At 67.1% G+C, this 24,935-nt stretch carries 24 protein-coding genes; 23 read left to right on the top strand and 1 reads right to left on the bottom strand.

The genetic code is table 11. The features are described 5' to 3' along the window. Nucleotides 1-8 precede the first annotated feature (8 nt). From G6N46_RS28095 to nuoN, 23 genes are all read left to right on the top strand, one after another. Nucleotides 9-1,100, top strand: coding sequence for a homogentisate 1,2-dioxygenase (locus G6N46_RS28095; protein ID WP_061002990.1), 1,092 nt, complete (start codon nt 9-11; stop codon nt 1,098-1,100). Then, a complete protein-coding gene (locus G6N46_RS28090; RefSeq protein WP_138249938.1) occupies nt 1,100-2,287 on the top strand; it encodes an alpha/beta hydrolase family protein in 1,188 nt (395 codons plus the stop codon). The genes G6N46_RS28095 and G6N46_RS28090 overlap by 1 nt, the downstream gene beginning before the upstream one ends. Next, nucleotides 2,284-3,486, top strand: a complete 1,203-nt coding sequence (locus G6N46_RS28085) for a CaiB/BaiF CoA transferase family protein (protein WP_061002986.1) — start codon at nt 2,284-2,286, stop codon at nt 3,484-3,486. The genes G6N46_RS28090 and G6N46_RS28085 overlap by 4 nt, the downstream gene beginning before the upstream one ends. Continuing rightward, the gene (locus G6N46_RS28080) at nt 3,483-4,388 is read left to right on the top strand and encodes a hydroxymethylglutaryl-CoA lyase (protein ID WP_061002984.1); all 906 of its coding nucleotides are present in this window, start codon (nt 3,483-3,485) and stop codon (nt 4,386-4,388) included. Before G6N46_RS28085 ends, G6N46_RS28080 begins: the two co-directional genes overlap by 4 nt. A gap of 2 nt (nt 4,389-4,390) precedes the next feature. After that, nucleotides 4,391-5,002 carry a TetR/AcrR family transcriptional regulator gene (locus tag G6N46_RS28075; RefSeq protein WP_061002982.1) on the top strand — a complete coding sequence of 204 codons (612 nt, stop codon included), beginning with the start codon at nt 4,391-4,393 and terminating at the stop codon, nt 5,000-5,002. A gap of 18 nt (nt 5,003-5,020) precedes the next feature. Then, entirely contained in the window at nt 5,021-6,259 is a 1,239-nt protein-coding gene (locus G6N46_RS28070) for an acyl-CoA dehydrogenase family protein (protein ID WP_138249939.1), read from the top strand. Next, nucleotides 6,256-7,215 carry a phosphotransferase family protein gene (locus G6N46_RS28065; protein WP_220098082.1) on the top strand — a complete coding sequence of 320 codons (960 nt, stop codon included), beginning with the start codon at nt 6,256-6,258 and terminating at the stop codon, nt 7,213-7,215. The genes G6N46_RS28070 and G6N46_RS28065 overlap by 4 nt, the downstream gene beginning before the upstream one ends. Next, complete coding sequence (locus tag G6N46_RS28485; protein WP_163693083.1) at nt 7,212-7,529, top strand: DUF6285 domain-containing protein; 318 nt, start codon at nt 7,212-7,214, stop codon at nt 7,527-7,529. The genes G6N46_RS28065 and G6N46_RS28485 overlap by 4 nt, the downstream gene beginning before the upstream one ends. A 46-nt stretch (nt 7,530-7,575) precedes the next feature. Next, entirely contained in the window at nt 7,576-7,968 is a 393-nt protein-coding gene (locus G6N46_RS28055) for an Rv3143 family two-component system response regulator (protein WP_135357290.1), read from the top strand. 193 nt (nt 7,969-8,161) lie between these two features. Then, entirely contained in the window at nt 8,162-8,536 is a 375-nt protein-coding gene (locus G6N46_RS28050) for an NADH-quinone oxidoreductase subunit A (protein ID WP_043400785.1), read from the top strand. 11 nt (nt 8,537-8,547) lie between these two features. Continuing rightward, nucleotides 8,548-9,105 (top strand): NuoB/complex I 20 kDa subunit family protein, encoded by a 558-nt coding sequence (locus tag G6N46_RS28045; protein ID WP_029119553.1) that lies wholly within the window; start codon nt 8,548-8,550, stop codon nt 9,103-9,105. After that, nucleotides 9,102-9,776 carry an NADH-quinone oxidoreductase subunit C gene (locus G6N46_RS28040; RefSeq protein ID WP_138249940.1) on the top strand — a complete coding sequence of 225 codons (675 nt, stop codon included), beginning with the start codon at nt 9,102-9,104 and terminating at the stop codon, nt 9,774-9,776. The genes G6N46_RS28045 and G6N46_RS28040 overlap by 4 nt, the downstream gene beginning before the upstream one ends. After that, on the top strand, nt 9,776-11,104 hold the full coding sequence (gene nuoD / locus G6N46_RS28035; RefSeq protein WP_138249941.1) for an NADH dehydrogenase (quinone) subunit D: 1,329 nt from the start codon (nt 9,776-9,778) through the stop codon (nt 11,102-11,104). Before G6N46_RS28040 ends, nuoD begins: the two co-directional genes overlap by 1 nt. Further along, nucleotides 11,101-11,823, top strand: coding sequence for an NADH-quinone oxidoreductase subunit NuoE (gene nuoE, locus G6N46_RS28030; protein ID WP_064859626.1), 723 nt, complete (start codon nt 11,101-11,103; stop codon nt 11,821-11,823). The genes nuoD and nuoE overlap by 4 nt, the downstream gene beginning before the upstream one ends. Next, complete coding sequence (nuoF, locus tag G6N46_RS28025) at nt 11,820-13,121, top strand: NADH-quinone oxidoreductase subunit NuoF (protein ID WP_064859625.1); 1,302 nt, start codon at nt 11,820-11,822, stop codon at nt 13,119-13,121. The genes nuoE and nuoF overlap by 4 nt, the downstream gene beginning before the upstream one ends. Nucleotides 13,122-13,218: 97 nt before the next feature. Further along, on the top strand, nt 13,219-15,591 hold the full coding sequence (locus tag G6N46_RS28020) for an NADH-quinone oxidoreductase subunit G (RefSeq protein WP_064859624.1): 2,373 nt from the start codon (nt 13,219-13,221) through the stop codon (nt 15,589-15,591). Next, nucleotides 15,588-16,817: an NADH-quinone oxidoreductase subunit NuoH gene (gene nuoH, locus G6N46_RS28015; protein ID WP_061002960.1), complete on the top strand. Its 1,230-nt coding sequence runs from the start codon at nt 15,588-15,590 to the stop codon at nt 16,815-16,817. Before G6N46_RS28020 ends, nuoH begins: the two co-directional genes overlap by 4 nt. Beyond that, entirely contained in the window at nt 16,807-17,376 is a 570-nt protein-coding gene (gene nuoI, locus G6N46_RS28010; RefSeq protein ID WP_061002958.1) for an NADH-quinone oxidoreductase subunit NuoI, read from the top strand. Before nuoH ends, nuoI begins: the two co-directional genes overlap by 11 nt. Next, a complete protein-coding gene (locus G6N46_RS28005) occupies nt 17,373-18,110 on the top strand; it encodes an NADH-quinone oxidoreductase subunit J (RefSeq protein WP_061002956.1) in 738 nt (245 codons plus the stop codon). The genes nuoI and G6N46_RS28005 overlap by 4 nt, the downstream gene beginning before the upstream one ends. Next, a complete protein-coding gene (gene nuoK / locus G6N46_RS28000) occupies nt 18,107-18,406 on the top strand; it encodes an NADH-quinone oxidoreductase subunit NuoK (protein ID WP_061002954.1) in 300 nt (99 codons plus the stop codon). Before G6N46_RS28005 ends, nuoK begins: the two co-directional genes overlap by 4 nt. A gap of 2 nt (nt 18,407-18,408) precedes the next feature. Further along, entirely contained in the window at nt 18,409-20,292 is a 1,884-nt protein-coding gene (gene nuoL, locus G6N46_RS27995; RefSeq protein ID WP_064859623.1) for an NADH-quinone oxidoreductase subunit L, read from the top strand. Further along, a complete protein-coding gene (locus G6N46_RS27990; RefSeq protein WP_061002950.1) occupies nt 20,286-21,821 on the top strand; it encodes an NADH-quinone oxidoreductase subunit M in 1,536 nt (511 codons plus the stop codon). The genes nuoL and G6N46_RS27990 overlap by 7 nt, the downstream gene beginning before the upstream one ends. A 44-nt stretch (nt 21,822-21,865) precedes the next feature. After that, nucleotides 21,866-23,359 (top strand): NADH-quinone oxidoreductase subunit NuoN, encoded by a 1,494-nt coding sequence (nuoN, locus tag G6N46_RS27985; protein WP_061002996.1) that lies wholly within the window; start codon nt 21,866-21,868, stop codon nt 23,357-23,359. A 94-nt stretch (nt 23,360-23,453) separates the two neighbouring features. Here nuoN and G6N46_RS27980 read toward each other — a convergent pair whose 3' ends face one another. Then, nucleotides 23,454-24,692, bottom strand: coding sequence for an HNH endonuclease (locus G6N46_RS27980; RefSeq protein WP_163693081.1), 1,239 nt, complete (start codon nt 24,690-24,692; stop codon nt 23,454-23,456). Nucleotides 24,693-24,935: the final 243 nt, after the last annotated feature.

The raw sequence follows: 24,935 nt of genomic DNA, 5'->3' as shown, positions 1-24,935 counted from the left end.
AGTCCAGCATGGAATCATTCGTCCACCTGCGAAAAGGCAGGACCCCGAAGCGGGTACACGCCGACCTCGACGGACTCAAGGACGATGAACTCGGGCGCGGCGGATTCGTCGGCCGTACCGCCAACATGTACCGGCGCAACGATCCGACCGCTTACCGCACCGTCGGGCCGCTGCGGCCCACCGACGTGCTGTCGTCCGAACTGAAACCGTCCGACGCGGCCGATCCCCAGGGCGCTCCCCTGCTGATGTTCTCCAACGCGGACTGCCAGGTGCTGCTGAGCCGGCGGAGCACGGAGATGCCGTTCTTCGTCCGCTACGTCGACGGTGATCTACTCCTGTTCGTACACAAGGGTTCTGGGCTGCTGGAGACGGAGTTCGGCCCGCTGCGCTACCGCGAGGGCGACTGGGTCTACATCCCCAAGGCGTGCACGTTCCGGCAGGTGCCCGATGACGAGTCCACCTGGCTCATGATCCAGGCCACCGACGACTTCCGGGTGCCGCCGGCAGGCACGCTGGGACGGCACTTCCCGTTCGACCCGGCGCAGGTCACCATCCCCGAACCGGAACCGATCGACGACGACGGGCGGGACGAATACGAGGTCCGGCTCTACCACGACGGCGGACCGACTTCGCTCTTCTACCAACACAATCCGCTCGATGTGGAGGGCTGGCGGGGCGACAACTTCCCGTTCACCTTCAACATCGAGGACTACACCGTCATCACCTCCGAGAGCGTGCACCTGCCGCCGACGGTGCACCTGTTCATGCAGGCGACCGGCGTCTACGTCATGAACTTCCTGCCCAAGCCGGCCGAGAGCGTGCCGGGTACCGAGCGCACCCCCTGGTATCACCGCAACGTCGACTACGACGAGATCGCGTTCTTCCACTCCGGCTCGCTCTACGGCATCCCGATGCCACCCGGACTGGTCTCCCATGCGCCGCAAGGGGTTCACCACGGTGCACCGGAAGCCGCACGTGAGCGTGCCCGCCGCAAGTTCGACCAATACGACCGCGTCGACTGGTCGGTGATCGCCATCGACACGCGCCGACGTCTCACACCATCCGCCGAAATCCTCGCCAACGATCTGGGGCAACACTGATGACTGTTGAAGCGCCTGTGAAGCACGACTACGACCGCATCCCGTATCTGGTTGCGTACCAGAACAACTCGGCGGTCCGAGATGTGTACGGCGGCGTCGCCGAACTCGTCGTGTTGGAGAGCTATCTGCTCAAGCCCAAAGACAAGCCGTCGGACACGGTCCTGGTGTTCATGCACCCCATCGGGGGCGGTGCCTACCTGCCGATGATCAACGCGCTGGCCCGCGCCGGCCACCACGTCATCTACTGCAACAGCCGGTTCCGCGGCACCGACTCCGCGCTGCTGATGGAGAAGGTGGTCGAGGACCTCGGCGAGTGCATCAAAGACGCCAAGAACCGGCTGGGCTACTCGAAGGTGGTCCTCGCCGGCTGGAGTGGCGGCGGCTCGCTGTCGGTGTTCTACCAGCAGCAGGCGCAACACCCGACGGTGACCGCCAGCCCCTCGGGGGACGGGCCCGACCTGACCAAGCTGGGCCTGATCCCGGCGGACGGCCTGATGCTGCTGGCCGCCCACATCAGTCGCCACGGCACCATGACCGAGTGGATGGATGCCTCCATCCTCGATGAGAACGACCCGTCGAAGCGCGACCCGGAACTCGATCTCTACAACCCGGACAACCCGAACCGACCGCCGTACACCCCCGAGTTCCTGGCGCGGTACCACGAGGCACAGGTCGCCCGGAACCGGCGAATCACCAAGTGGGTCAAGGAAAAACTCGCGGAACTGAAGGCCGCCGGCCGCCCCGATGACGAGTTCGCGTTCGTCGTGCACGGCACCATGGCCGACCCGCGTTGGCTCGACCCGACGGTCGATCCCAACGAACGCACCCCGGGGCAGTGCTATCTGGGGGATCCTGAAGTGGTGAACATGAGCCCCGTCGGCCTGGCCCGATTCTGTACGCTGCGCAGCTGGCTGTCGCAATGGAGTTACGACGATGCCAACGGTGACGCCGTGAAGGCGGGTCCCGACATCGCGGTGCCGACACTGGTGATCGGTAACCTCGCCGATGACGCCTGCACGCCCAGCCACACCCGGCGGCTGTTCGAGGCCATCGGGCATCCGGACAAAGAGATGCACGAGATTCCCGGCGCCAACCACTACTACTCGGGGCCGGATCAGCGCGGCACGCTGCGACAGGCCGTCGGCATCTGCACCGGTTGGCTGCATCGACAGGGGTTCTCGCTGTGACGACGGGGGCTCTGGACGGCATCAGGGTGCTCGAACTCGGCACGCTGATCTCCGGCCCGTTCGCCGGCCGGCTGCTCGGCGACATGGGCGCCGAGGTCCTCAAGATCGAGTTGCCGTCCTCGCCCGATCCCTTACGGACGTGGGGCCAGGCGGAACTCGACGGACACCGCTTCTTCTGGACGGTCCACGCGCGCAACAAGAAAGCCGTGACGCTGGACCTGCGCACCGAACGCGGCCGGGAACTGTTCCTCGAACTCGTCGAGATGTCCGATGTCATCGTCGAGAACTTCCGGCCGGGCACCCTCGAGAAATGGAACCTGGGTTACGACGTTCTGCGCGCGCACAATCGGGGCATCATCCTGGTGCGGGTGTCGGGCTACGGACAGACGGGCCCGGACGCCGGCAAGGCCGGATACGCGTCGGTCGCCGAGGCGGCGAGCGGGCTGCGCCACATGAACGGTTTCCCCGGCGGTCCTCCCCCGCGGCTCGCGTTGTCGCTGGGCGACAGCCTCGCCGGCATGTTCGCCGCGCAAGGCGCGCTCGCCGCGCTGTACCGGCGCAGCGTCACGGGCGAGGGGCAGGTCGTGGATACGGCACTCACCGAAAGTTGTTTGGCCATCCAGGAATCCACCATTCCGGACTACGACATCGGCGGCGTGGTGCGTGGACCGTCGGGCACCCGGCTCGAAGGCATCGCGCCGTCGAACATCTATCAGAGCGCCAACGGCAGCTGGGTGGTGATCGCGGCCAACCAGGACACGGTGTTCCGCCGGCTGTGCCAGGCGATGGGCAGCCCGGAGCTGGCGACCGACGAGCGGTTCGTCGACCATCTGGCGCGGGGCCGCAACCAGGACGAACTCGACAAGATCATCGGCGACTGGGCAGCGCAGCGTGAGCCCCACGACATCATCGCCACGCTGTCGGAGGCCGGTGTGATCAGCGGACCCATCAACACTGTCGCCGAAGTGGTGCAAGACCCACAGTTGCAGGCGCGCAACATGATCGCCGACCACTGGGACGAACGCGTGCAACGCAATGTCAAGGGCCCCGGCGTCGTCCCGGTGCTGTCGGACACGCCCGGAACCATCCGCAACGGCGGTTCGGCGCGGCCAGGTCAGGACAACGAGGAGGTGTTCGGCCGGCTGCTCGGTCTCGAAGGCGAGCAGTTGGCCGCGCTGCGTGCGGAGGGTGTGCTGTGACAGACCTACCGGCGTTCGTCACCGTCCGCGAGGTCTGCCTGCGTGACGGCCTGCAACTCGAAGACCCGATCCCGTTGTCGGCCAAGCTCGAACTGCTCGAAGCCATCGTCGCCACCGGGGTGAAGGAAGTCGAGGCAACGGCGTTCGTGTCGCCGTCCAAGGTGCCGGCGCTGGCCGACGCCCCCGAAGTGGCAGCCGCGCTGTCCGCATTTCCGGATGTCGAATTCTCGGCACTGGTGGCCGGGCCGGGTGGCGCGGGCCGCGCGCTGGCCGCCGGCATACTGTCCCTGGAGTACGTGGTGTCCGCCGCCGACAGCCACAGCCAGGCCAACGTCGGTCGGTCGACGGCCGAGTCCACGGCCCTGATCGCAGACATCGTGGGACTGGCCCACGACAGCGGAGCCAGCGCCGAGGTCATCATCGCCACCGCATGGGACTGTCCCTTCGATGGACCGACCGACCCGAGCAGAGTCGTTGAGATCGCAGTGGCAGCAAGCGAATTCGGTGCGGACCGGGTCGCCATCGCCGACACCATCGGTACCACCACGCCGCGGCGCGTCGCCGACCTGATCAACCGGGTCCGCCCGGTCATCGGGGACCTGCCGCTCGGCGCCCATTTCCATAACACCCGGGGCTCCGGCCTCGCCAGTGCCTACGCCGCCGTGCAGGCCGGTGTCACCCGACTCGACGCGTCGGTGGGTGGGCTGGGCGGCTGCCCGTTCGCACCCGGCGCGACCGGCAACATCGCGACCGAGGATCTGGTTTATCTGTTGCGGGACAGCGACATCGACACCGGTATCGACCTGAACCTGGCCATCGACGCGGCCATGGTGGCACAGCGGGTGGTCGGCCATGAACTGCCCAGCGCGCTCCTGCGCGCCGGCGACCGGCTCCTGGACTGAGCATGCCGACCGACACCCTGACCGCCAAGGGCCGCCAGACCCGCGAGGCCATCGAGCTGGCGGCGCGGAAGCTGTTCGCCGAGCGCGGCTTTCACGGCACCACGCTGGCCGACATCACGTCGGCCGCGGGCAAGTCGTCGGCGGTGTTCTACCGCTACTTCAACGACAAGGAAGACCTACTGGCCGCACTGGCCGAGTCGTTCCTGCACGACATCGTCACCCCCTCGGGCATGAGTGTGCCGCTGCCGGAATCGCCCGAGGACACCGACTACTTCACCACGGTCGTGACGGGGTACTGGAACCTCTTCAAGCAGAACATCGGCATCATGATCGCGGTCGCCCAACTGGGCGCCACCCAACCGCGATTCGCCAAGGTGCAGCACGAGTTCCGTCGTTTCGGCATGGACATGGTCGCCGACTCGGTACGCCACGCTGCCGCACAGGGTTACGCCGAGGGCCTCAACCCCGAACACATCGCCGCCGCCATCGCGCTGCTGTTCGAGAACTTCACCGTGGTGGTGGTCGGCAGCCCCGGATCCGAACTCCGGATCAGCGACGAGGATGCCATCACCACGCTGTCGACCATCTGGAAGAAAACCCTGTACGGCTTCTGACCGAAAGAAGAGATCACCGTGGATTTCGCGCTACCGGAACACCTTCCGGGCCTACTGGCTGAGATGGATGCCTTCATCGAGGCAGAGATCAAGCCGCTGGAACGGGAGAACCTGCAGTACTTCGACCGACGACGGGAATTCGCCCGCACCGATCTGGAGAACGGCGGTGTGCCGGCCCGGGAATGGGAGGACCTGCTCGACGAGATGCGCCGGCGGGCAGACGCCGCCGGCTGGCTGCGGTACGGCCTGCCCCGCGAGTTCGGCGGCCGCGACGGCACCAATCTGGACATGGCTGTCATCCGGGAACACCTGGCGCACAAGGGGCTTGGGCTCCACAACGACCTGCAGGACGAATCGTCGATAGTCGGCAACTTCCCGCAGGTCATCATGATGAGCCGATTCGGCACCGCGGCGCAGCAAGCCGAATGGGTCGAGGCCATGATCACCGGCGAGCGATCCATGGCGTTCGGGCTCACCGAACCCGACCACGGCAGCGACGCCACCTGGCTCGAGACCACTGCCGTCCGGGACGGCGACGGCTGGATCATCAACGGCCGCAAGCGCTGGAACACCGGAGTCCACCGGGCCACGCACGACCTGATCTTCGCGCGGACCTCGGGCGAGCCCGGTCAGGCAGTCGGGATCACCGCGTTCCTGGTCCCCACCGACACCCCGGGCTTCACCGTGCCGTACTACTGGTGGACGTTCAACATGCCGAGCGACCACGGTGAGGTCGAACTGAAAGATGTTCGCGTGCCGGAAGATGCGGTGCTGGGCGAGGTGGACCACGGCTTGGAGGTCGGCCAGACGTTCCTGCACGAGAACCGCATTCGCCAGGCCGCCAGCAGTCTGGGCGCCGCGCAGTACTGCATCGACCGCGCCGCGCAGTACGCCGGCGAGCGCGTGGTGTTCGGCAAGCCGCTGGCGGTGAACCAGGCCGTGCAGTGGCCGCTCGCCGAATTGCAGACCGAGGCCCAGATGGTCCGGCTGCTGGTGTATTTCGCGGCCTGGCATCTGGATCGTGACCACCACATGGAGGTCTCCGACAAGGTGTCGATGGCCAACTACCGAGCCAACCGACTGGTGTGCGAGGCTGCCGACCGGGCCATGCAGATCCATGGCGGCGTCGGCTACAGCCGGCACGAGCCGTTCGAGCACATCTATCGACACCACCGCCGCTACCGGATCACCGAAGGTGCGGAAGAGATTCAGATTCGCCGGGTGGCGCAGCGGATGCTGAAGTTCGGGCGCAAGTGATCGACGCCGCGGCAGTCGCCCGAGTGCTGGCGCCGGGCCTCGGGAAGGTCGACGTCCAGAACCTGCACGAGCTGACCGGCGGGGCCAGCCGCGCGACGTGGGCGTTCGATGCGGTCACCGCCACCGGGGCCCGCGCGTTGATCCTGCGCGTCGGGCCACCGGATGAGATCCATGCCGGCATGGAACTGGAGGCCGCCGCATTGTCCCGGGCCGCGGCAGCGGGCGCACCGGTGCCGCGCATACTGGCGGCCAGCAATTCAGTTGGCGCCCTGGGTAATCCGTTCCTGGTGTGCGACTTCGTGCCCGGCGAGACCATCGTCCGCAAGATCCAGCGAGCACTCGACGACGACGGCCGGGCCACTCTTCTCGGGCAATGTGCCGAAGCGCTGGCGGCGATCCACCGCGCCGACCCCACCGGCATCGGGCTGTCGAGCGAAGACCAACTGAGTTCGTGGCGTCGCGAGCTCGACGAGATCGGCGACACCACAGCCACCTTCGAGTGGGCCTTCCGCTGGTTGGCGCGTAATCAGCCGTCGGACACCGGCGATGCTGTGCTGGTTCACGGCGACTTCCGCATGGGCAACCTGATCGTCGACGGCAGCCGGCTGGCGGCGGTGCTGGATTGGGAACTCACCCATCTGGGCTCGCGTGCCGAGGACCTGGCCTGGTTCTGCATTCGGGCCTGGCGCTTCGGTGCGCCGCGCACGCTGGACGCCGGTGGCCTGGGCGGTATCGAGAACTTCCTGACAGCCTACGAGCACTTCAGCGGAATCACTCTGGACCGCAAAACCTTTCACTGGTGGCTGGTGTCCGCCACCTTGCGCTGGGGCATCATCTGCCGTTATCAGGCGCAGCGGCACCTGTCCGGGCACGTCAGGTCAGTGGAGTTGGCCACCATCGGCCGGCGCGTGTGCGAGACCGAATGGGACCTGCTCAACTTGCTGGAGGCCCGATGAGCCACTACCGCCCCACCGCGGCCGAACTGGTCGCTGCTGTCGCCGAGTTCCTGGAGACGGAGGTTCGCGGCGCCACCGAAGGGGCCGTCAACTTCCATGCCCGCGTCGCCGCGAACGCGCTCCGGATCGTCGAGCGGGAACTGTCGCAACAGGGCGCGGGACCCGCGCTGTTGGGATTCGAGGACGAGCAGGCTCTGGCTCGCGCGATCCGCGACGGGGATTTCGACGGCCGCGGTCCGGAACTCGAGCCCGTCCTGCGGGCGCTGGTGCGACATCGGCTCGACGTGGCTCATCCGGGTTATGCCGACGAGTAGGCAGAACCCGACCTACCTGGTCACCGTACTGTCGTAGCCTGGGCAGGTGGCCGACTCCGCGCTCAAGATCCTGGTGTACAGCGACAACCCCAACACCCGCGACCAGGTGCGCACGGCGCTGGGGCGGCGCATTCACCCGGACCTGCCCGACCTGACCTATCTCGATGTGGCGACGGCACCCGTCGTGGTGAGTTCCGTCGACGCGGGCGGGATCGACCTGGCCATCCTCGACGGCGAGGCCACTCCGGCCGGCGGGATGGGGCTGGCCAAACAACTCAAGGACGAGGTCGCGAACTGCCCGCCGATCGTGGTGCTCACCGGCCGCCCGGACGACGCCTGGCTGGCGTCCTGGTCGCGCGCGGAGGCGGCGGTGCCCCACCCGATCGACCCGATCCGCCTCGGCGAGGCAGTGGTGGCGGTGCTGTCTCCACAGCGGTGAAACCGTGCGTTAACCAGCACGAAATGGCCTGTGGCCGTTCACTCTTCGCGTCAACGCCGATGTGACGCGGGAACGTCAGGAACTGATCATGATCCTAGCCAAAATGCGGCGGCCGTTCCGTTAACCGAGCTAAGCTGTGGGCCAGCTCACATCGACAGCTCGACGAGGGAGCCTCACAGGGCATGACGAACGCATGAACGTCTACATCCCCATCCTGGTACTCGGCGCGATCGCCGCGGCGTTCGCGGTGGGTTCGGTCGGAATTGCGCTGGTCATCGGCCCCCGCCGGTACAACCGGGCCAAGCTGGAGGCCTACGAATGTGGCATCGAGCCGATGGCGCCGGGCTCGCCGGGGCACGAGACGACCGGCCAGCGGTTCCCGGTCAAGTACTACCTGACCGCGATGCTGTTCATCGTCTTCGACATCGAGATCGTCTTCCTGTACCCCTGGGCCGTTTCCTTCGAATCGCTGGGGGTATTCGCGGTAGTGGAGATGCTGCTGTTCATGCTGACGGTGTTCGTCGCCTACGCATACATCTGGCGCCGCGGCGGACTGAGCTGGGACTGAGGTCAGGATCCATGGGACTCGAAGAACGCCTCCCCGGCGGCATCCTGCTGTCCACTGTCGAGAAGGTCGCAGGCTACGTGCGCAAGGGGTCGTTGTGGCCCGCCACCTTCGGGTTGGCGTGCTGCGCCATCGAGATGATGGCCACCGCGGGCCCGCGCTTCGATATCGCGCGCTTCGGCATGGAGCGGTTCTCCGCGACGCCACGCCAGGCCGACCTGATGATCGTCGCCGGCCGCGTGAGCCAGAAGATGGCGCCGGTGCTGCGGCAGGTGTACGACCAGATGGCCGAACCCAAATGGGTGCTTGCCATGGGCGTGTGTGCCTCCTCGGGCGGGATGTTCAACAACTACGCGGTGGTGCAGGGCGTCGATCACATCGTGCCCGTCGACATCTATCTGCCCGGCTGCCCACCCCGGCCGGAGATGCTGCTGAACGCAATCCTCAAGTTGCACGCCAAGATTCAGGAGATGCCGCTGGGCGTGAACCGGGCCGAGGCGATCGCCGCGGCCGAGGAAGCTGCCCTGCAGGCCCGTCCCACCATCGAGCTGAAGGGACTGCTGCGGTCATGACGGACGCGCCCGACCAGACGGGACCCGAGGTGATCGGGACGCGGCGCGGCATGTTCGGTGTCCGCGGCAGCGGCGATACCTCGGGCTACGGTCGGTTGGTCCGGGAGGTCGCCCTGCCCGGCAGCTCACCCCGGCCCTACGGCGGCTACTTCGACGACGTCGTCGACACCTTGGCGGCGGCCCTCGGCGCCGACGAGTTCGGCGCCGCGATCGAGCGCGTCGTGGTGTTCCGCGACGAACTGACTCTCGAGGTACGCCGCGATCGCCTGGTCGCGGTGGCCCGGGCGCTGCGCGACGAGCTGCTGTTCGAGCTGTGCCTGGGAGTGTCCGGTGTGCACTACCCCGACGACGCGGGTCGCGAATTGCACACTGTCTACCCGCTGATGTCCATCACCCACAACCGCCGGATTCGCGTCGAGGCGTGCGCCCCGGACGCCGATCCTCATGTGCCATCGCTGTATTCGGTATATCCGACCACCGACTGGCATGAACGCGAGACCTACGATTTCTTCGGCATCATCTTCGACGGCCACCCCGCCCTGACCCGGATCGAGATGCCCGACGACTGGGTGGGCCATCCGCAGCGCAAGGACTACCCGCTCGGCGGAATACCGGTCGAGTACCACGGTGCGAAAATCCCGCCCCCGGACGAACGGCGGGCCTACAACTGATGACTCAGGACAACGAACCCGATGGCCGCGAACGCGTGGTCACCGTCGGCGGTCAAGACTGGGCCGACGTCGTGGCCGCGGCGCGTGAGAGTGCTGTCGCCGGCGAGCGCATCGTGGTCAACATGGGCCCGCAGCATCCGTCCACTCATGGTGTGCTGCGCCTGATCCTGGAGATCGACGGCGAGACCATCACCGAGGCGCGGTGCGGAATCGGCTACCTGCACACCGGAATCGAGAAGAATCTCGAGTACCGGACCTGGACGCAGGGCGTCACCTTCGTGACCCGCATGGACTACCTGTCCCCGTTCTTCAACGAGACGGCGTACTGCCTGGGCGTGGAGAAACTGCTCGGCGTCACCGACGACATCCCCGAGCGGGCCAGCGTCATCCGGGTCATGCTCATGGAACTCAACCGGATCTCGTCGCACCTGGTCGCGCTGGCCACCGGCGGTATGGAGCTGGGCTCCATGTCGGCGATGTTCTTCGGGTTCCGGGAACGCGAACTGGTGCTGTCGATATTCGAGACCATCACCGGGCTCCGGATGAATCATGCCTACATCCGACCCGGCGGGCTGGCCGCCGACCTGCCCGACGAGGCGCTGCCGCAACTACGGGAACTGTTGAAGCTGCTGCCCAAGCGGTTGCGCGACATGGAGAATCTGCTCAACGAGAACTACATCTGGAAGGCGCGTACGCAGGGCGTCGGCTACCTGGACCTGACCGGCTGTATGGCGCTGGGTATCACCGGCCCGGTGCTGCGTTCGACGGGGCTGCCGCATGACCTGCGAAAGTCGCAGCCGTACTGCGGATACGAGTCCTACGACTTCGACGTCATCACCGATGACCAGTGTGATGCGTACGGCCGCTACATGATTCGCGTCCGCGAGATGCGGGAGTCCATCAAGATCGTCGAGCAGTGCGTGGACAGGCTCGGTCGGACGGGGCCCGGACCGGTGATGATCACCGACAAGAAACTGGCCTGGCCGGCAGACCTGAAAGTCGGCCCGGATGGTCTGGGCAATTCGAAGGAACACATCGCCAAGATCATGGGCTCCTCGATGGAAGCGCTGATCCACCACTTCAAGCTGGTGACCGAAGGTATCCGGGTGCCCGCCGGGCAGGTGTACGTCGCCGTCGAATCGCCGCGCGGCGAGCTGGGTGTGCACATGGTCTCCGACGGTGGCACCCGGCCCTACCGGGTGCATTACCGCGACCCGTCGTTCACGAATCTGCAGGCGGTGTCGGTGATGTGCGAGGGGTCCATGGTCGCCGATGCCATCGCGGCGGTGGCGTCGATCGATCCGGTGATGGGAGGCGTGGACAGGTGACCGCTATCGAACTGCGTCTCGGGCCCCGGCCGGACGAGCCCGGTCCGCCCATCGGCCAAGGGCCGCAATCCTATTCGGCCGACGTGCGCGAGCGCCTGGCATCCGACGCCGCGACGATCATCGCCCGCTACCCCAGTGCCCGCTCCGCGCTACTGCCCCTGCTGCACCTCGTCCAATCCGAGGACGGATACCTCACGCCTGCCGGAATCTCCTTCTGTGCAGCGCAATTGGACCTCAGTACCGCCGAGGTCACCGCGGTGGCGACGTTCTACTCCATGTACCGCCGCACGCCCACCGGCGAATACCTGGTCGGCGTCTGCACCAACACGCTGTGCGCCATCATGGGCGGCGACGCCATCCTCGAATCACTCGAGAACCATCTGGGTCTCGGCGCCGGCGAGACCACCGCCGACGGCCGCGTCACGCTCGAACACATCGAGTGCAACGCCGCCTGCGACTACGCGCCGGTGATCATGGTGAACTGGGAATTCTTCGACAACCAAACCCCCGGTTCCGCGCGTGATCTCGTCGACTCGCTACGGGCCGGCGAGCCTGTTACGCCGACCCGCGGCGCGCCCCTGTGCACCTTCAAGGACACCGCACGCATCCTCGCCGGCTTCCCCGATGAACGCCCAGGCAGCAACGACTCCGAACCGGGTGCGGCCACGTTGGCCGGGTTGCGCGTTGCGCAGGAGCGTGGGATGGAGGCGCCGCAATGACGCTCGCGCCGGTGCTGAGCAGACACTGGGACCAGCCGCAGTCGTGGACGTTGCAGAGTTACGCCCGGCAGGGCGGATACCAGGCGCTGCGGACAGTGCTGCGGATGCCACCCGCTGAAGTCATTGCGCTGGTCAAGGATTCCGGGCTGCGCGGCCGCGGTGGCGCGGGTTTCCCCACGGGGACCAAATGGTCGTTCATCTCCCCCGACGACGGTCGCCCGCATTATCTGGTGGTCAACGCGGACGAATCGGAACCCGGCACGTGCAAGGACATTCCGCTGATGCTGGCGTCGCCGCACGCCCTGGTGGAGGGCGCGATCATCGCGTCGTACGCCATCGGCGCCCGGCACGCGTTCATCTACGTGCGCGGTGAGGTGGTTCCGGTGCTGCGCCGGCTGCAGGGCGCCGTGGCCGAGGCCTACGCGAACGGCTACCTCGGCACCAACATCGCCGGCACCGGGTTCGATCTGGATCTGGTGGTCCATGCCGGGGCGGGTGCGTACATCTGCGGCGAGGAGACCGCGCTGCTGGACTCGTTGGAGGGCAGGCGCGGCCAGCCCCGGCTGCGTCCCCCGTTCCCGGCGGTCGCCGGGCTGTACGCCTGCCCGACCGTGGTCAACAACGTCGAGTCGATCGCCAGTGTGCCGTCGGTGATCCGCGGCGGGATCGACTGGTTCCGGTCCATGGGGTCGGAGAAGTCGCCGGGCTTCACCCTGTACTCACTGTCGGGTCATGTCACCCGGCCGGGGCAATACGAAGCACCACTGGGCATTTCGCTGCGGGAACTGCTGGAGTACGCCGGCGGGGTGCGAGCCGGGCACCAGTTGAAGTTCTGGACGCCGGGCGGATCATCGACGCCGATGCTCACCCCCGAACATCTCGACGTCCCGCTGGACTACGAAGGCATGGCCGGGGTGGGCTCGATGCTGGGCACCAAGGCACTGCAGATTTTCGACGAGACCACCTGCGTCGTGCGGGCCGTCCGGCGGTGGACCCAGTTCTACGCGCACGAATCCTGCGGCAAGTGCACGCCGTGCCGGGAGGGCACGTACTGGCTGGCGCAAATCTATGCCCGGCTGGAGAACGGACGGGCCCAGGCGGCCGACCTCGACAAGCTGCTCGACATCTCCGACGCCATCCTCGGCAAGTCGTTCTGTGCCCTCGGCGACGGTGCGGCCAGCCCGATCATGTCCTCGCTCAAGTACTTCCGCGACGAGTACGTCGCGCACCTGGGCGGCGGCTGCCCGTTCGACGCGCACGCCGCCACGCTCTTCGCCACGGAAGGAGCGGGCGCATGAGGCTTACGACCTTCTCCGCGAAAAGACGTAAAACTGTCGATTTCCGGCCAAAAACGACAGTTTTACGTCTGCTCGCGGAGAAAACGGGGGCACGGGTATGACGGTGACTGAGCCGGCGAAGGACGCGGCCGCGGTCGAGATGGTGACGCTGACCATCGACGACCAGCAGATCAGTGTGCCCAAGGGCACGTTGGTGATTCGTGCGGCCGAGCTCATCGGTGTCCAGATTCCCCGGTTCTGCGACCACCCGCTGCTGGACCCGGTGGGCGCCTGCCGGCAGTGCCTCGTCGAGGTGGAGGGCCAGCGGAAACCGTTGGCGTCGTGTACCACCACTGTCACCCCGGACATGGCCGTGCGTACCCAGGTGACATCGGCGGCCGCCGACAAGGCACAGCACGGCGTGATGGAGCTGCTGCTGATCAATCATCCGCTGGACTGCCCCGTCTGCGACAAGGGCGGCGAATGCCCGCTGCAGAACCAGGCGATGTCCAACGGCCGCAGCGATTCTCGTTTCGAGGACGTCAAGCGCACCTACCCCAAACCCATCAATCTGTCGGCGCAGGTCCTGCTCGACCGGGAACGCTGCGTGTTGTGCGCGCGCTGCACCCGGTTCTCGAATCAGGTCGCCGGCGACCCGTTCATCGAATTGCTGGAACGTGGCGCACTGCAGCAGGTCGGGATCGGCAACGAGGCACCGTTCGACTCGTACTTCTCCGGCAACACTGTGCAGATCTGCCCCGTCGGCGCGCTCACCGGGACCGCGTACCGGTTCCGGGCCCGGCCTTTCGACCTGGTCTCCTCCCCCAGCGTCTGCGAACACTGCGCCTCGGGCTGTGCACAGCGCACCGATCATCGACGCGGAACGGTGTTGCGCCGCTTGGCCGGTGACGATCCCGAGGTCAACGAAGAGTGGAACTGCGACAAGGGCCGCTGGGCCTTCACCTACGCCACGCAGGGTGACCGGATCACCACACCCTTGATCCGCGAGGCCGACGGCACCCAGCGCGCGGCATCCTGGCCCGAGGCCGTCGCCGTCGCGGCACGCGGCCTGTCGGCAGCCGGTCCCCGGACCGGCGTGCTCATCGGCGGACGACTCACCAGCGAAGACGCCTACGCCTACGCGAAATACGCGCGGATCGTGCTGGGCACCAACGATATCGACTTCCGCAGCCGGGTCCACAGCGACGAGGAGGCCCAGTTCCTGGCTGCCGCCGTCGCGGGTCAGCCGATGCGGGTGACCTACGCCGACCTGGAAGCGGCGCCCGTCGTGCTGCTCGTCGCGTTCGAGCCGGAGGACGAATCGCCGATCGTCTACCTGCGGCTGCGCAAGGCCTTCCGCAAGCACGGCCTGAAAGTCGTTGCGGTGGCGCCGTTCGCGAGCCGCGGCCTGGAGAAGATGGGCGGCACCCTGATCTCTGCCGCACCGGGCCGCGAACCCCGGGCCCTCGACGCCGTCGAGGTGCTGCCGCCCGGTTCGGTCATCCTCACCGGTGAGCGGCTGGCGGGCGTGCCCGGCGGCTTCTCCGCGGTGGCCCGGCTGGCCGAGCGTACGGGCGCCGCCGTCGGCTGGGTACCGCGGCGGGCCGGCGAGCGCGGTGCACTGGAAGCGGGCGCGGCCCCCAATCTGTTGCCCGGCGGTCGTCTGGTGGCCGATCTGCCGTCACGGACAGAGGTGGCCGTCGCCTGGCACGTCGACGAACTGCCCGACGCACCGGGCCGCGACACCACCGCGATCCTCGCCGCCGCAGCCGACGGTGAGCTCGAGGCTGTGCTGGTCGCCGGCGTCGAACTGGCCGACCTACCCGACCCGGAACTGGCCCAGCAGTCACTCGGTGCCGCGAAGTTCGTGGTGAGCATGGAGGTCCGGCGCAGCGCCGTCACCGATCTCGCGCACGTGGTGTTCCCGGTGGCACCCGTCGTCGAGAAGGCCGGCAGTTTCGTGAACTGGGAAGGGCGCCAACGCCCATTCGGCGCGGCGCTGCCGCCCGCCACGCGAGCGGACATGGGCGTGTTGGCGGCGCTCGCCGACGAACATTGCATCGATCTCGGCCTGCGCGATGTCGCCGCTGTGCGCAACGAGATGACCCGACTCGGGTGCTGGACGGGGCCACGGCCCGCCGCACCGGAGTTCACCGCGACCCCGAACCCGGTGCCAGGCCCCGGGCAGGCGATCCTCGCCGGCTGGCGGATGCTGTTGGACGCCGGCCGCCTGCAGGACGGCGAACCGCATCTGGCCGCCACGGCCCGCCCGGCGGTGGCCCGACTCTCCCCCGACACCGCAGCGAGCGTCGGCGCGTCCGAAATCCTCACGGTCAGCACCGATCACGGCAGTATCACGCTGCCGCTCGAACTCACCGACATGCCGACCGGCGTGGTGTGGCTGCCGCTGAACTCGCCGGGATCGACGGTCCATGCCACGCTCGGCGTCGCCCCCGGCGCGGTCGTCTCGATCAGCGGAGCGGCAACGTGAACTATCCCGACCTCTCCTCTTTCGGCCTCGACCCGTGGTGGCTGGTCCTCGCCAAAGCCCTTGGCATCTTCGTGTTCCTGGTGCTGACGGTGCTCGTGGCCATCCTGCTCGAGCGCCGGGTGTTGAGCTGGATGCAGATGCGTATCGGGCCGAACCGGGTGGGGCCGTTCGGGTTACTGCAGAGCCTGGCCGACGGCATCAAGCTCGCGTTGAAGGAGGGGCTGGTCCCGGCCGGGGTGGACAAGCCGATCTACCTGCTGGCGCCGATCATCTCGGTGATCCCGGCGATCATGGCGTTCGCGGTGATCCCGATGGGACCGCTGGTCCATGTGTTCGGGCACGAGACGCCGCTGCAGTTGACCGACCTGCCGGTCGCGGTGTTGTACGTCCTGGCGGTCACGTCGATCGGGGTCTACGGAATCGTGTTGGCGGGCTGGGCTTCCGGCTCGACCTATCCCCTGCTGGGCGGGCTGCGGTCGAGCGCTCAGGTCATCTCGTACGAGATCGCGATGGCCCTGTCGTTCGCCGCGGTGTTCCTGTACGCGGGCACCATGTCGACGTCGCAGATCGTCGCGTCACAACAGGGCCGCTGGTACGTCTTCCTGCTGCTGCCGTCATTCCTGATCTACGTGATCTCGATGGTCGGCGAAACCAACCGGGCGCCCTTCGATCTGCCCGAAGCCGAGGGCGAGCTGGTCGGCGGTTTCCACACCGAGTACTCGTCGCTGAAGTTCGCGATGTTCATGCTCGCGGAGTACGTCAACATGACGACGGTCTCCGCCCTCGCCACCACGCTGTTTCTCGGTGGTTGGCAGGCGCCCTGGCCGCTGAGCCTCATTCCCGGAGCCAACACCGGCTGGTGGCCACTGCTGTGGTTCGTCGGCAAGGTGTGGGCGTTCCTGTTCCTGTTCATGTGGCTCCGTGCCACGCTGCCCCGTCTGCGATACGACCAGTTCATGGCGCTGGGCTGGAAGGTGCTCATCCCGATCTCGCTGGCGTGGATCATGCTCGTCAGCATCGTGCGCACGCTGCGCCTGCAGGGTCACGACAGCTGGCCCGTCGTGCTGGCCATCGCCGGCGCCGTCGCCGTGGTCGCCATCGCCGGCGCGCTGTGGAATACCGTGCGGCGCAGGTCGGCTCGCACACGCACCCCTGCCGTCGAACCGCAGCCCGGAGCGTTCCCGGTGCCGCCCATCCCGGCCAAGGAGGTACACCATGCCCGGTAGGCCCAAATTCATCGATGCCATCGCCGGCTTCGGCGTCACCTTCGGGACCATGTTCAAGAAACCCGTCACCGAGCAGTATCCCGAGGAGCCCGGTCCGGTCGCTCCGCGCTATCACGGCCGGCATCAGCTCAACCGCTACGACGACGGCCTCGAGAAGTGCATCGGCTGCGAACTGTGCGCGTGGGCCTGCCCCGCCGACGCGATCTTCGTCGAGGGCGCGGACAACACCGCGGAACAACGGTTTTCCCCCGGCGAGCGGTACGGCCGGGTGTACCAGATCAACTATCTACGGTGTATCGGCTGCGGGCTCTGCATCGAGGCCTGCCCGACCCGCGCGCTCACCATGACCAACGACTACGAGATGGCCGACGACAACCGGTCCGACCTGATCTACGGCAAGGACAAGCTCCTGGCGCCGCTGAAGCCCGACATGACCGCGCCGCCCCACGCGATGGCCGAGGGCAGCACCGACGAGGACTACTACCGGGGCAACATCACGGCTTCGGGCCTTGCGCGGCCCGCCGCGGACGGCCTTGCGCGGCGCGAGGCGGCCAAGTGACCGGAGAGGCCGTGACGTTCTGGGTGCTCGGTACCGTGTCGGTGCTCGGCGCCATCGCCATGGTGGCCGCACCCAAAGCGGTGTACTCGGCGATGTTCCTGGCCAGCACCATGATCAGCCTGGCGGTGCTCTACATCGCCCAGGACGCGGTGTTCCTCGGCGTCGTACAGGTAGTGGTCTACACCGGCGCGGTAATGATGCTGTTCCTGTTCGTCCTCATGCTCATCGGTGTCGATTCGGCAGACTCGCTGATCGAAACCATTCGGGGACAACGTATTGCCGCTGTCGTGGCCGGCATCGGTTTCGGCATCGCAGTGATCGCCGGCATCGGGAGCCTCGGTGCCAACTTCGTCGGTTTGGAGCATGCCAACCGCGCCGGCAACGTGCAGGGCCTGGCGGTGCTGATCTTCACCCGCTACCTGTGGGCCTTCGAGACCACCAGCGCGCTGCTCATCACCGCGGCGCTGGGCGCCATGGTGCTGACCCACCGCGAACGGTTCGAGCGCCGAAAGACCCAGCGCGAGCTGGCAATCGAGCGCTTCGCCGCCGGCGGGCATCCGACACCGCGGCCCAACCCTGGGGTATACGCGAGGCACAACGCCGTCGACGTCCCCGCGAAGCTGCCCGACGGCTCGGACGCCGACATGTCCGTCAGCGCCATCCTGCCCCGGCGCAGTGTGTCGGCCACCCTCGGCCGAGCCGAGAGTTCGACGAATGATGGGAGCGACTCATGAATCCCACCAACTACCTGTATCTGTCGGCGCTGCTGTTCACAATCGGCGCCGCCGGTGTGCTGGTGCGCCGCAACGCCATCGTCATGTTCATGTGCGTCGAATTGATGCTCAACGCCGCCAATCTCGCGTTCGTCACGTTCTCCCGGATGCATGGCGAACTCGACGGTCAGGTGGTGGCGTTCTTCACGATGGTGGTGGCTGCGTGTGAGGTGGTGGTGGGGCTGGCGATCATCATGACCATATTCCGGACCCGGCGATCGGCGTCCGTCGACGCCGCGAACCTGTTGAAGCAGTGACCATGACGACATCGGTGTGGTTGCTGATCGCGCTGCCGCTGGCCGGCGCGGCGATCCTGCTGCTCGGCGGCAAGGCCACCGACGCGTGGGGGCATCTGCTGGGCTGCGCCACCATGGTCGGCGCCTTCCTCGTCGGCGCCACCCAGTTCGTCGCGATGTCCGGTCGCGACAACGACTCCCGGTTGGTGCACGAGACGCTGTTCTCCTGGGTTCCCGTCGCGCAGCTCCAGGTCGATTTCGGGTTACGCCTGGACCAGCTGTCGATGTGCTTCGTCCTGCTCATCACCGGCGTCGGCGCGCTGATCCACATCTATTCGGTCGGCTACATGGCGCACGACCCCGCCCGTCGCCGGTTTTTCGCCTACCTCAACCTGTTCGTCGCTGCCATGCTGCTGCTGGTGCTGGCCGACAACTATCTCGGCCTGTACGTCGGATGGGAAGGCGTCGGCCTGGCGTCGTACCTGCTGATCGGGTTCTGGTCGCACAAGCCATCGGCGGCGACGGCCGCGAAGAAGGCGTTCGTCGTCAACCGCGTCGGTGACATCGGGCTGGCACTGGCCCTGGCGGCAATGTTCGCCCACACCGGAACCCTCTCGTACACCGGGGTTTTCGCCCAGGCACCGCATCTCGCCGCGGCGACCACGACGCTCATCGGGCTGCTGTTGCTGCTGGCGGCGTGCGGCAAGTCCGCTCAGGTACCGCTGCAGTCCTGGCTGGGGGACGCGATGGAGGGCCCGACGCCGGTGTCGGCACTCATCCACGCGGCCACCATGGTCACCGCGGGTGTGTACCTCGTGGTGCGGTCGGCCCCGATCTTCAACCAATCCGCGGACGCCCGGCTGGCGGTCGCGATCGTCGGGGCGGTCACGCTGCTGTTCGGCGCCGTGATCGGCTGCGCCAAGGATGACATCAAGAAGGCCCTCGCGGCGTCGACCATGAGCCAGATCGGCTACATGATGCTGGCCGCGGGCCTGGGTCCCGCCGGCTATGCGCTCGCGATCCTGCATCTGCTGGCGCACGGCTTCTTCAAGGCCGGCCTGTTCCTCGGTGCCGGTTCGGTGATGCACGCCATGGACGATGAAACCGACATGCGCCGCTACGGCGGACTGCGCACCGCGATGCCCGTCACGTTCGCCACGTTCGGCATGGGTTACCTCGCGATCATCGGTATCCCGCCGCTGTCCGGGTTCTTCTCGAAAGACCCCATCATCGAAACCGCGTTCGCGGCCGGTGGCGCCAAAGGGCTGTTGTTCGGTGGCGCGGCTCTGCTGGGCGCGGGCATCACCGCGTTCTACATGACACGCGTCATGCTGATGACGTTCTTCGGCGAAAAGCGTTGGCGTGCCGAGACGCATCCCCACGAGTCGCCGTCGGTCATGGGCTGGCCGATGGTGGTGCTGGCCGCGGGCTCGATCGGTGCCGGCGCGCTGCTGGCCGTCGGCGGCACGTTGGAGCATTGGCTCGAGCCGATCGTCGGCCACCACGAGCCCGAGCATGCCCTTCCGGCTTGGTTGCTCACGGTCGTCACGCTCGCTGTGGTCGGCGTCGGCGTCGCGATCGCGTACCGGATGTATGCGCTGCAACCCATTCCGGTCACCGCACCGGTCAAGGTCTCGGGGCTGACGGTCGCCGCGCGCAACGATCTGTACGGCGACGCGTTCAACGAGCGGGCACTGATGGTGCCGGGCCGGCGGGTCACCAAAGACCTGGTCGACTTCGATGACGTCGCCGTCGACGGTGTCACTCGCGAGCTCGCCGCGCTGGTCCGCAGCGGGTCGCAAGATCTTCGACGCTGGCAGAACGGGTTCGCCCGGTCATATGCACTGTCCATGTTGGCCGGAGCGGCATTGATTGCGGCCGCCATTCTCACGGTGAGGGTGTGGTGACCGGAATGTGGTGGCTGACGGCGTTGTGGGCCGTCCCGATGGCCGGCGGTGCGGCAGTGATCATGTTGCCCGCCACCGCAAGGGCTTTCGCCCGCTCGGCCGCCCTTGCGGTGTCGTTGGTGGTGCTCGTCATCGCGCTGGTACTGGCGCTGCGGTTCGACCCGTCCGGGGCGCGCTACCAGTTCGTCGAGAACCACCCCTGGATCCCCTCGTTCGGCACCGGATACATTCTCGGGGTGGACGGTGTGGCTCTCGTGCTGGTCGCGCTGACGGCGGTCCTGGTACCGCTGCTGATCATCGCGGGCTGGAATGACGCAGGAGCGCAAGCCAAATCGACGCACGCCTACTTCGCGTTGATTCTCGCCGTCGAGTCGATGGTGCTGATCTCCCTGGTGTCACTCGACATCCTGCTGTTCTACGTGTTCTTCGAAGCGATGCTGATCCCGATGTACTTCCTCATCGGCGGCTTCGGTGCCGAACGGCCGGCCGCGTCCAAGGCAGCGGTGAAATTCCTGCTGTACAACCTGTTCGGCGGCCTGATCATGTTGGCCGCGGTCATCGGGCTCTACGTGGCGACCGCCAACAGTTCCGCATTCACCCACGGCTCCTTCGATTTCCGTGCCGTCGCGGACACCGTGCGCTATGGCAACCTCGACATCAGCCCCGGGATAGCCAACGCCCTGTTCGGCGGTTTCATGTTCGCGTTCGCGGTCAAGGCGCCCCTGTGGCCGCTGCACCGTTGGCTACCCGACGCGGCCGTGCACGCCACGCCGGCCACCGCCGTCCTGATGATGGCTGTCGTCGACAAGGTGGGCACGTTCGGCATGCTCCGATACTGCCTGGAGCTCTTCCCATCATCCGCAGCGACGTTCCGGCCGTTGATCATTGCGCTGGCCGTCATCGGCATCGTCTACGGGGCCATCGTGGCCATCGGCCAGACGGACGTCATGCGCCTGATCTCGTACACCTCGATCTCACACTTCGGCTTCATCATTCTGGGCATCTTCGCGATGACCGAGCAGGCGCAGTCCGGCGCCGCGCTGTACATGGTCAACCACGGCATCTCGACCGCCGCGCTGTTCCTGATCGCCGGGTTCCTGGTGTCCCGCCGGGGATCACGGGCCATCGCCGACTACGGCGGTGTGCAGGGCGTCGCACCGGTCCTCGCCGGCACATTCCTGGTCGCCGGACTGGCGACGCTGTCGCTGCCCGGCCTGGCACCGTTCATCAGTGAATTCCTGGTCCTGGTCGGCACATTCATCCACTACCCGGCCGTCACCGCCGTAGCGGCCACGGCGCTGGTGCTCTCCGCGCTCTACATCCTGTGGATGTACCAACGGATGATGACGGGCCCCATCACCGAGGGCAACGACAAGCTGCGCGACCTGGTGCCGCGCGAACTGGCCGTGGTGGTGCCGCTCGTCGCCCTGCTGCTCGTGCTCGGCGTCTACCCCAAGCCCGCGCTGGACATCATCAATCCGGCTGTCGGGCACACCTCGTCGAGCACGGCGCAGGCGGTGACCCGGTGACGCCCATCCCCGCGCCGTCCGTCGAGTACGGTCTGCTGTCGCCGATGCTGATCGTGTTCGGCATCGCGTTGGCAGGTGTGCTCGTGGAGGCCTTCGCACCGCGCTCGGCGCGGTACCGCGCACAGGTCGCGTTGAGTATCGGCGGCCAGGCGGTGGCGCTGGTGGCCGTGGTTTCCCAAGCGCTGCACCTGGGTTCGGCGATCGGCCGACCCGCTGTCCTCGGGGCCATCGCCATCGACCGTCCGGCGCTGTTCCTGCAGGGCACTCTGCTCGGAGTCAGCATGTTGGCCACCATGCTGATGGCACAACGCGTTTCGGACGGCAGTGGGCTGGCCGCGTTCACCCCCCAGGCCGCGACGGTGCCCGACAGCGCCGCCGAGCAGATCGCCCTCAAAACCGGTGTCGCCCAGACCGAGGTGTTCCCGCTGGCGATGTTCGCGCTCGGCGGCATGATGCTGTTCGGTGCGTCCGACGATCTGCTGACGATGTTCGTGGCGCTCGAGGTGCTGTCCCTGCCGCTGTACCTCATGTGCGGCCTGGCCCGGCGGAATCGGCTGCTGTCGCAGGAAGCGTCGCTGAAGTACTTTCTGCTGGGGGCGTTCTCGTCGGCGTTCTTCCTCTTCGGTGTCGCGATGCTGTACGGCTACTCGGGCAGCCTGAGCCTGTCGGGTGTCGCTGCCGGTCGCGGGCCGGCGTCCCTGGGACTCATCGGCATCGCCCTGCTGTGCGTGGGGCTGCTGTTCAAAGTCGGTGCGGTGCCGTTCCATTCGTGGGTACCCGACGTCTATCAAGGTGCGCCCACGCCGGTGACGGCCTTCATGGCGTCGGCCACCAAGATCGCCGCCTTCGGCGCGTTGCTGCGCGTCTGCTACGTGGCGCTGCCGGCGTTGGCCAATGACTGGCGGCCGGTGCTGTCGGTCATCGCGGTGCTGTCCATGGCGGTCGGTACGGTGATCGCCATCGCTCAGGACGACGTCAAGCGCATGCTGGCGTACTCGTCGGTGGCGCACACCGGTTTCATCCTCACCGGCGTGATCGCGCTCAACGACAACGGGCTGTCGGCGTCGTTGTTCTACCTGTTCGCCTACGGGTTCAGCACGCTCGGTGCATTCGCGGTCGTCAGCGTGGTGCGCCGCGCCGACGGTGACGAGGAAGGTGACCTACGCCGGTGGGCCGGACTCGGACGCCGGCATCCGTTCTTCGGTGTGGTGTTCGCGCTGTTCCTGCTGGCTTTCGCCGGCATTCCGCTCACGAGTGGATTCGTCAGCAAGTTCGCCGTCTTCAAGGCCGCGGCCGAAGGTGGCGCCGCTTCTCTGGTCGTCATCGGCGTGATCGTCAGTGCCGTCGCCGCGTACTTCTACGTCCGGGTGATCGTCCTGATGTTCTTCACCGATCCGGTCGAGGACGGCCCAGAAGTGCAGTCGGGCGCCCTGAGTACCGCGATGATCGGGCTGACCGCCTTCGTGACCCTCGCGCTGGGTGCCGTCCCGCAACCGGTGCTGGACCTGGCCAACCACGCCGGTCAGTTCCTGCGGTGAGCAGCTGGCCACCGCCGGTCTACTCGACCGGGCTTCGGGCCGACACCCAGCCCGGTACACTGTTCAGTTATCAAGGTGCGCAACACTTTTAGTGTTATGCGGCGTTGTCGAGTCGCATGGTGCGGCGGTTGTAGGCGGGGATGGGTTTTCGCTGCGGGTCGACGGTGGCGGGTGGGATGAGCCAGGGGTGTTTGTCCATTCCCATGACGACGTCCCAGCCGTCGTGGTGGACGTTGGCGTGGCAGGCCGGGCAGAGCAGGCACCCGTTGCTCAGTGATGTTTCGCCGTGGTGGGTCCAGTGCACGATGTGGTGGGCGTGGGTGCGTCCGGGTGGGGCGCCGCATTTGATGCAGCACTGATCCCGCAGATACAGGGCTTTGCGCAGATGGGCCGGGAACAGCCGTTTCTCCCGGCCCATGTCCAGGGGCACCTGTTCGCCGTCGACGATGATCGTGGTGACGGTGGTGTCGCAGGTGAGCCGGTCCAGGGTCATGGTGCTGATCGACCCGATGAACTCCAACGTGGCCAGGTCCGGGGTGTCGGCGGGCACCGTCACCAGCAGCTGGGTGCGCGGTGCTGAGGCGATGTCGCCGCCGCGGGCGGCGATGTCCAGCACCGCTTCCAGCGCATCGGCCCGCCGCCGCCCGGCGGAACGCAGATCGGGGCTGCCGTCGGGTTCGGGTCGCGGCGCCGACAATTCCTCCATCGCGGCGAGGTATTTGGCGCCGACCTCGGCGTCGAGGTCCGCGCGGACCTGCACCCGGCCATCGGAGGTGACGCGGTGGTCGACGGTGTTGATCGACCGGTCTTCGGCGGCGGGCAGCCCGCCTTCGGCGGCGGCGTGCCGGTTGCCCAGCCGCCGCGCCCGATTACCGATCTCAGCCGGCGTCGCCCCCGAGAAGAACTGCCCCAGTAGGTCGCTCACCTGCGCGAACCGGGCTTCCTCGTCGACCGGTCCGGGTGCGCGGGCGTGAATGTGGTTGATGCCCTTGACGATCGCGTCGACATGCTCGCCGGAGATCGCCCCATCGCCGGCATGGGCGGCGAGCGCGGGCAACAGCGGTAGCGCGGCACCGACCCGGATCAGCCGCTCGGCCACCGAGGGTGCACACCCCAGCGACATCAGGAGTTCGCGCGGCGACCGGCCCTGCGATGCCGCCACACCACAGCGGTCCAGCACCCCGGTCATTGTCGCGGCGAGATGGTCGACCACGCCCCGGATCAGCAGCAGCACCCGCACGAGGTTGACAGCGTCCTCGCCCGACATGTTCTCGGGGATGGCCACGCCGCGCAACTGGTCGAGGAGTGGGTTGAGATCCGGTGCGATTCCCATAACACACCGTATCGAACAAATGTTCGAATAGCAAGGGGTGGATGCACGGATTTTCGGGTGCATTCGAGGCTTTCACGGCGGTGCCGAGACATGACAGGCGTATTGAAAATGACACTGCAGTCCCAGACCGGGACTAGCGCCGTCGCCGACTCCCCCACAAGGCGCCGGACGCGAAGGCGGTAGACGCGAGACGGCGCGGGACGCGAAGTCGCGGCACACGCGACATGGCGCCGGACGCGACGT

It is taken from the genome of Mycolicibacterium phocaicum (assembly GCF_010731115.1).
GTDB lineage: Bacteria > Actinomycetota > Actinomycetes > Mycobacteriales > Mycobacteriaceae > Mycobacterium > Mycobacterium phocaicum.
Note: the sequence above shows the minus strand (reverse complement) of the source record. Positions and strands in the feature narration are given on the sequence as shown.

Excerpts from the sequence above, each read along its gene's own strand:
- G6N46_RS28095 (WP_061002990.1), top strand. The coding sequence starts at position 9 with ATGGAATCATTCGTCCACCTGCGAAAAGGCAGGACCCCGAAGCGGGTA.
- G6N46_RS28090 (WP_138249938.1), top strand. The coding sequence starts at position 1,100 with ATGACTGTTGAAGCGCCTGTGAAGCACGACTACGACCGCATCCCGTAT.
- G6N46_RS28075 (WP_061002982.1), top strand. The coding sequence starts at position 4,391 with ATGCCGACCGACACCCTGACCGCCAAGGGCCGCCAGACCCGCGAGGCC.
- G6N46_RS28485 (WP_163693083.1), top strand. The coding sequence starts at position 7,212 with ATGAGCCACTACCGCCCCACCGCGGCCGAACTGGTCGCTGCTGTCGCC.
- G6N46_RS28050 (WP_043400785.1), top strand. The coding sequence starts at position 8,162 with ATGAACGTCTACATCCCCATCCTGGTACTCGGCGCGATCGCCGCGGCG.
- G6N46_RS28045 (WP_029119553.1), top strand. The coding sequence starts at position 8,548 with ATGGGACTCGAAGAACGCCTCCCCGGCGGCATCCTGCTGTCCACTGTC.
- G6N46_RS28040 (WP_138249940.1), top strand. The coding sequence starts at position 9,102 with ATGACGGACGCGCCCGACCAGACGGGACCCGAGGTGATCGGGACGCGG.
- nuoD (WP_138249941.1), top strand. The coding sequence starts at position 9,776 with ATGACTCAGGACAACGAACCCGATGGCCGCGAACGCGTGGTCACCGTC.
- nuoF (WP_064859625.1), top strand. The coding sequence starts at position 11,820 with ATGACGCTCGCGCCGGTGCTGAGCAGACACTGGGACCAGCCGCAGTCG.
- G6N46_RS28020 (WP_064859624.1), top strand. The coding sequence starts at position 13,219 with ATGACGGTGACTGAGCCGGCGAAGGACGCGGCCGCGGTCGAGATGGTG.
- nuoI (WP_061002958.1), top strand. The coding sequence starts at position 16,807 with ATGCCCGGTAGGCCCAAATTCATCGATGCCATCGCCGGCTTCGGCGTC.
- nuoK (WP_061002954.1), top strand. The coding sequence starts at position 18,107 with ATGAATCCCACCAACTACCTGTATCTGTCGGCGCTGCTGTTCACAATC.
- nuoL (WP_064859623.1), top strand. The coding sequence starts at position 18,409 with ATGACGACATCGGTGTGGTTGCTGATCGCGCTGCCGCTGGCCGGCGCG.
- nuoN (WP_061002996.1), top strand. The coding sequence starts at position 21,866 with ATGCTGATCGTGTTCGGCATCGCGTTGGCAGGTGTGCTCGTGGAGGCC.
- G6N46_RS27980 (WP_163693081.1), bottom strand. The coding sequence starts at position 24,692 with ATGGGAATCGCACCGGATCTCAACCCACTCCTCGACCAGTTGCGCGGC.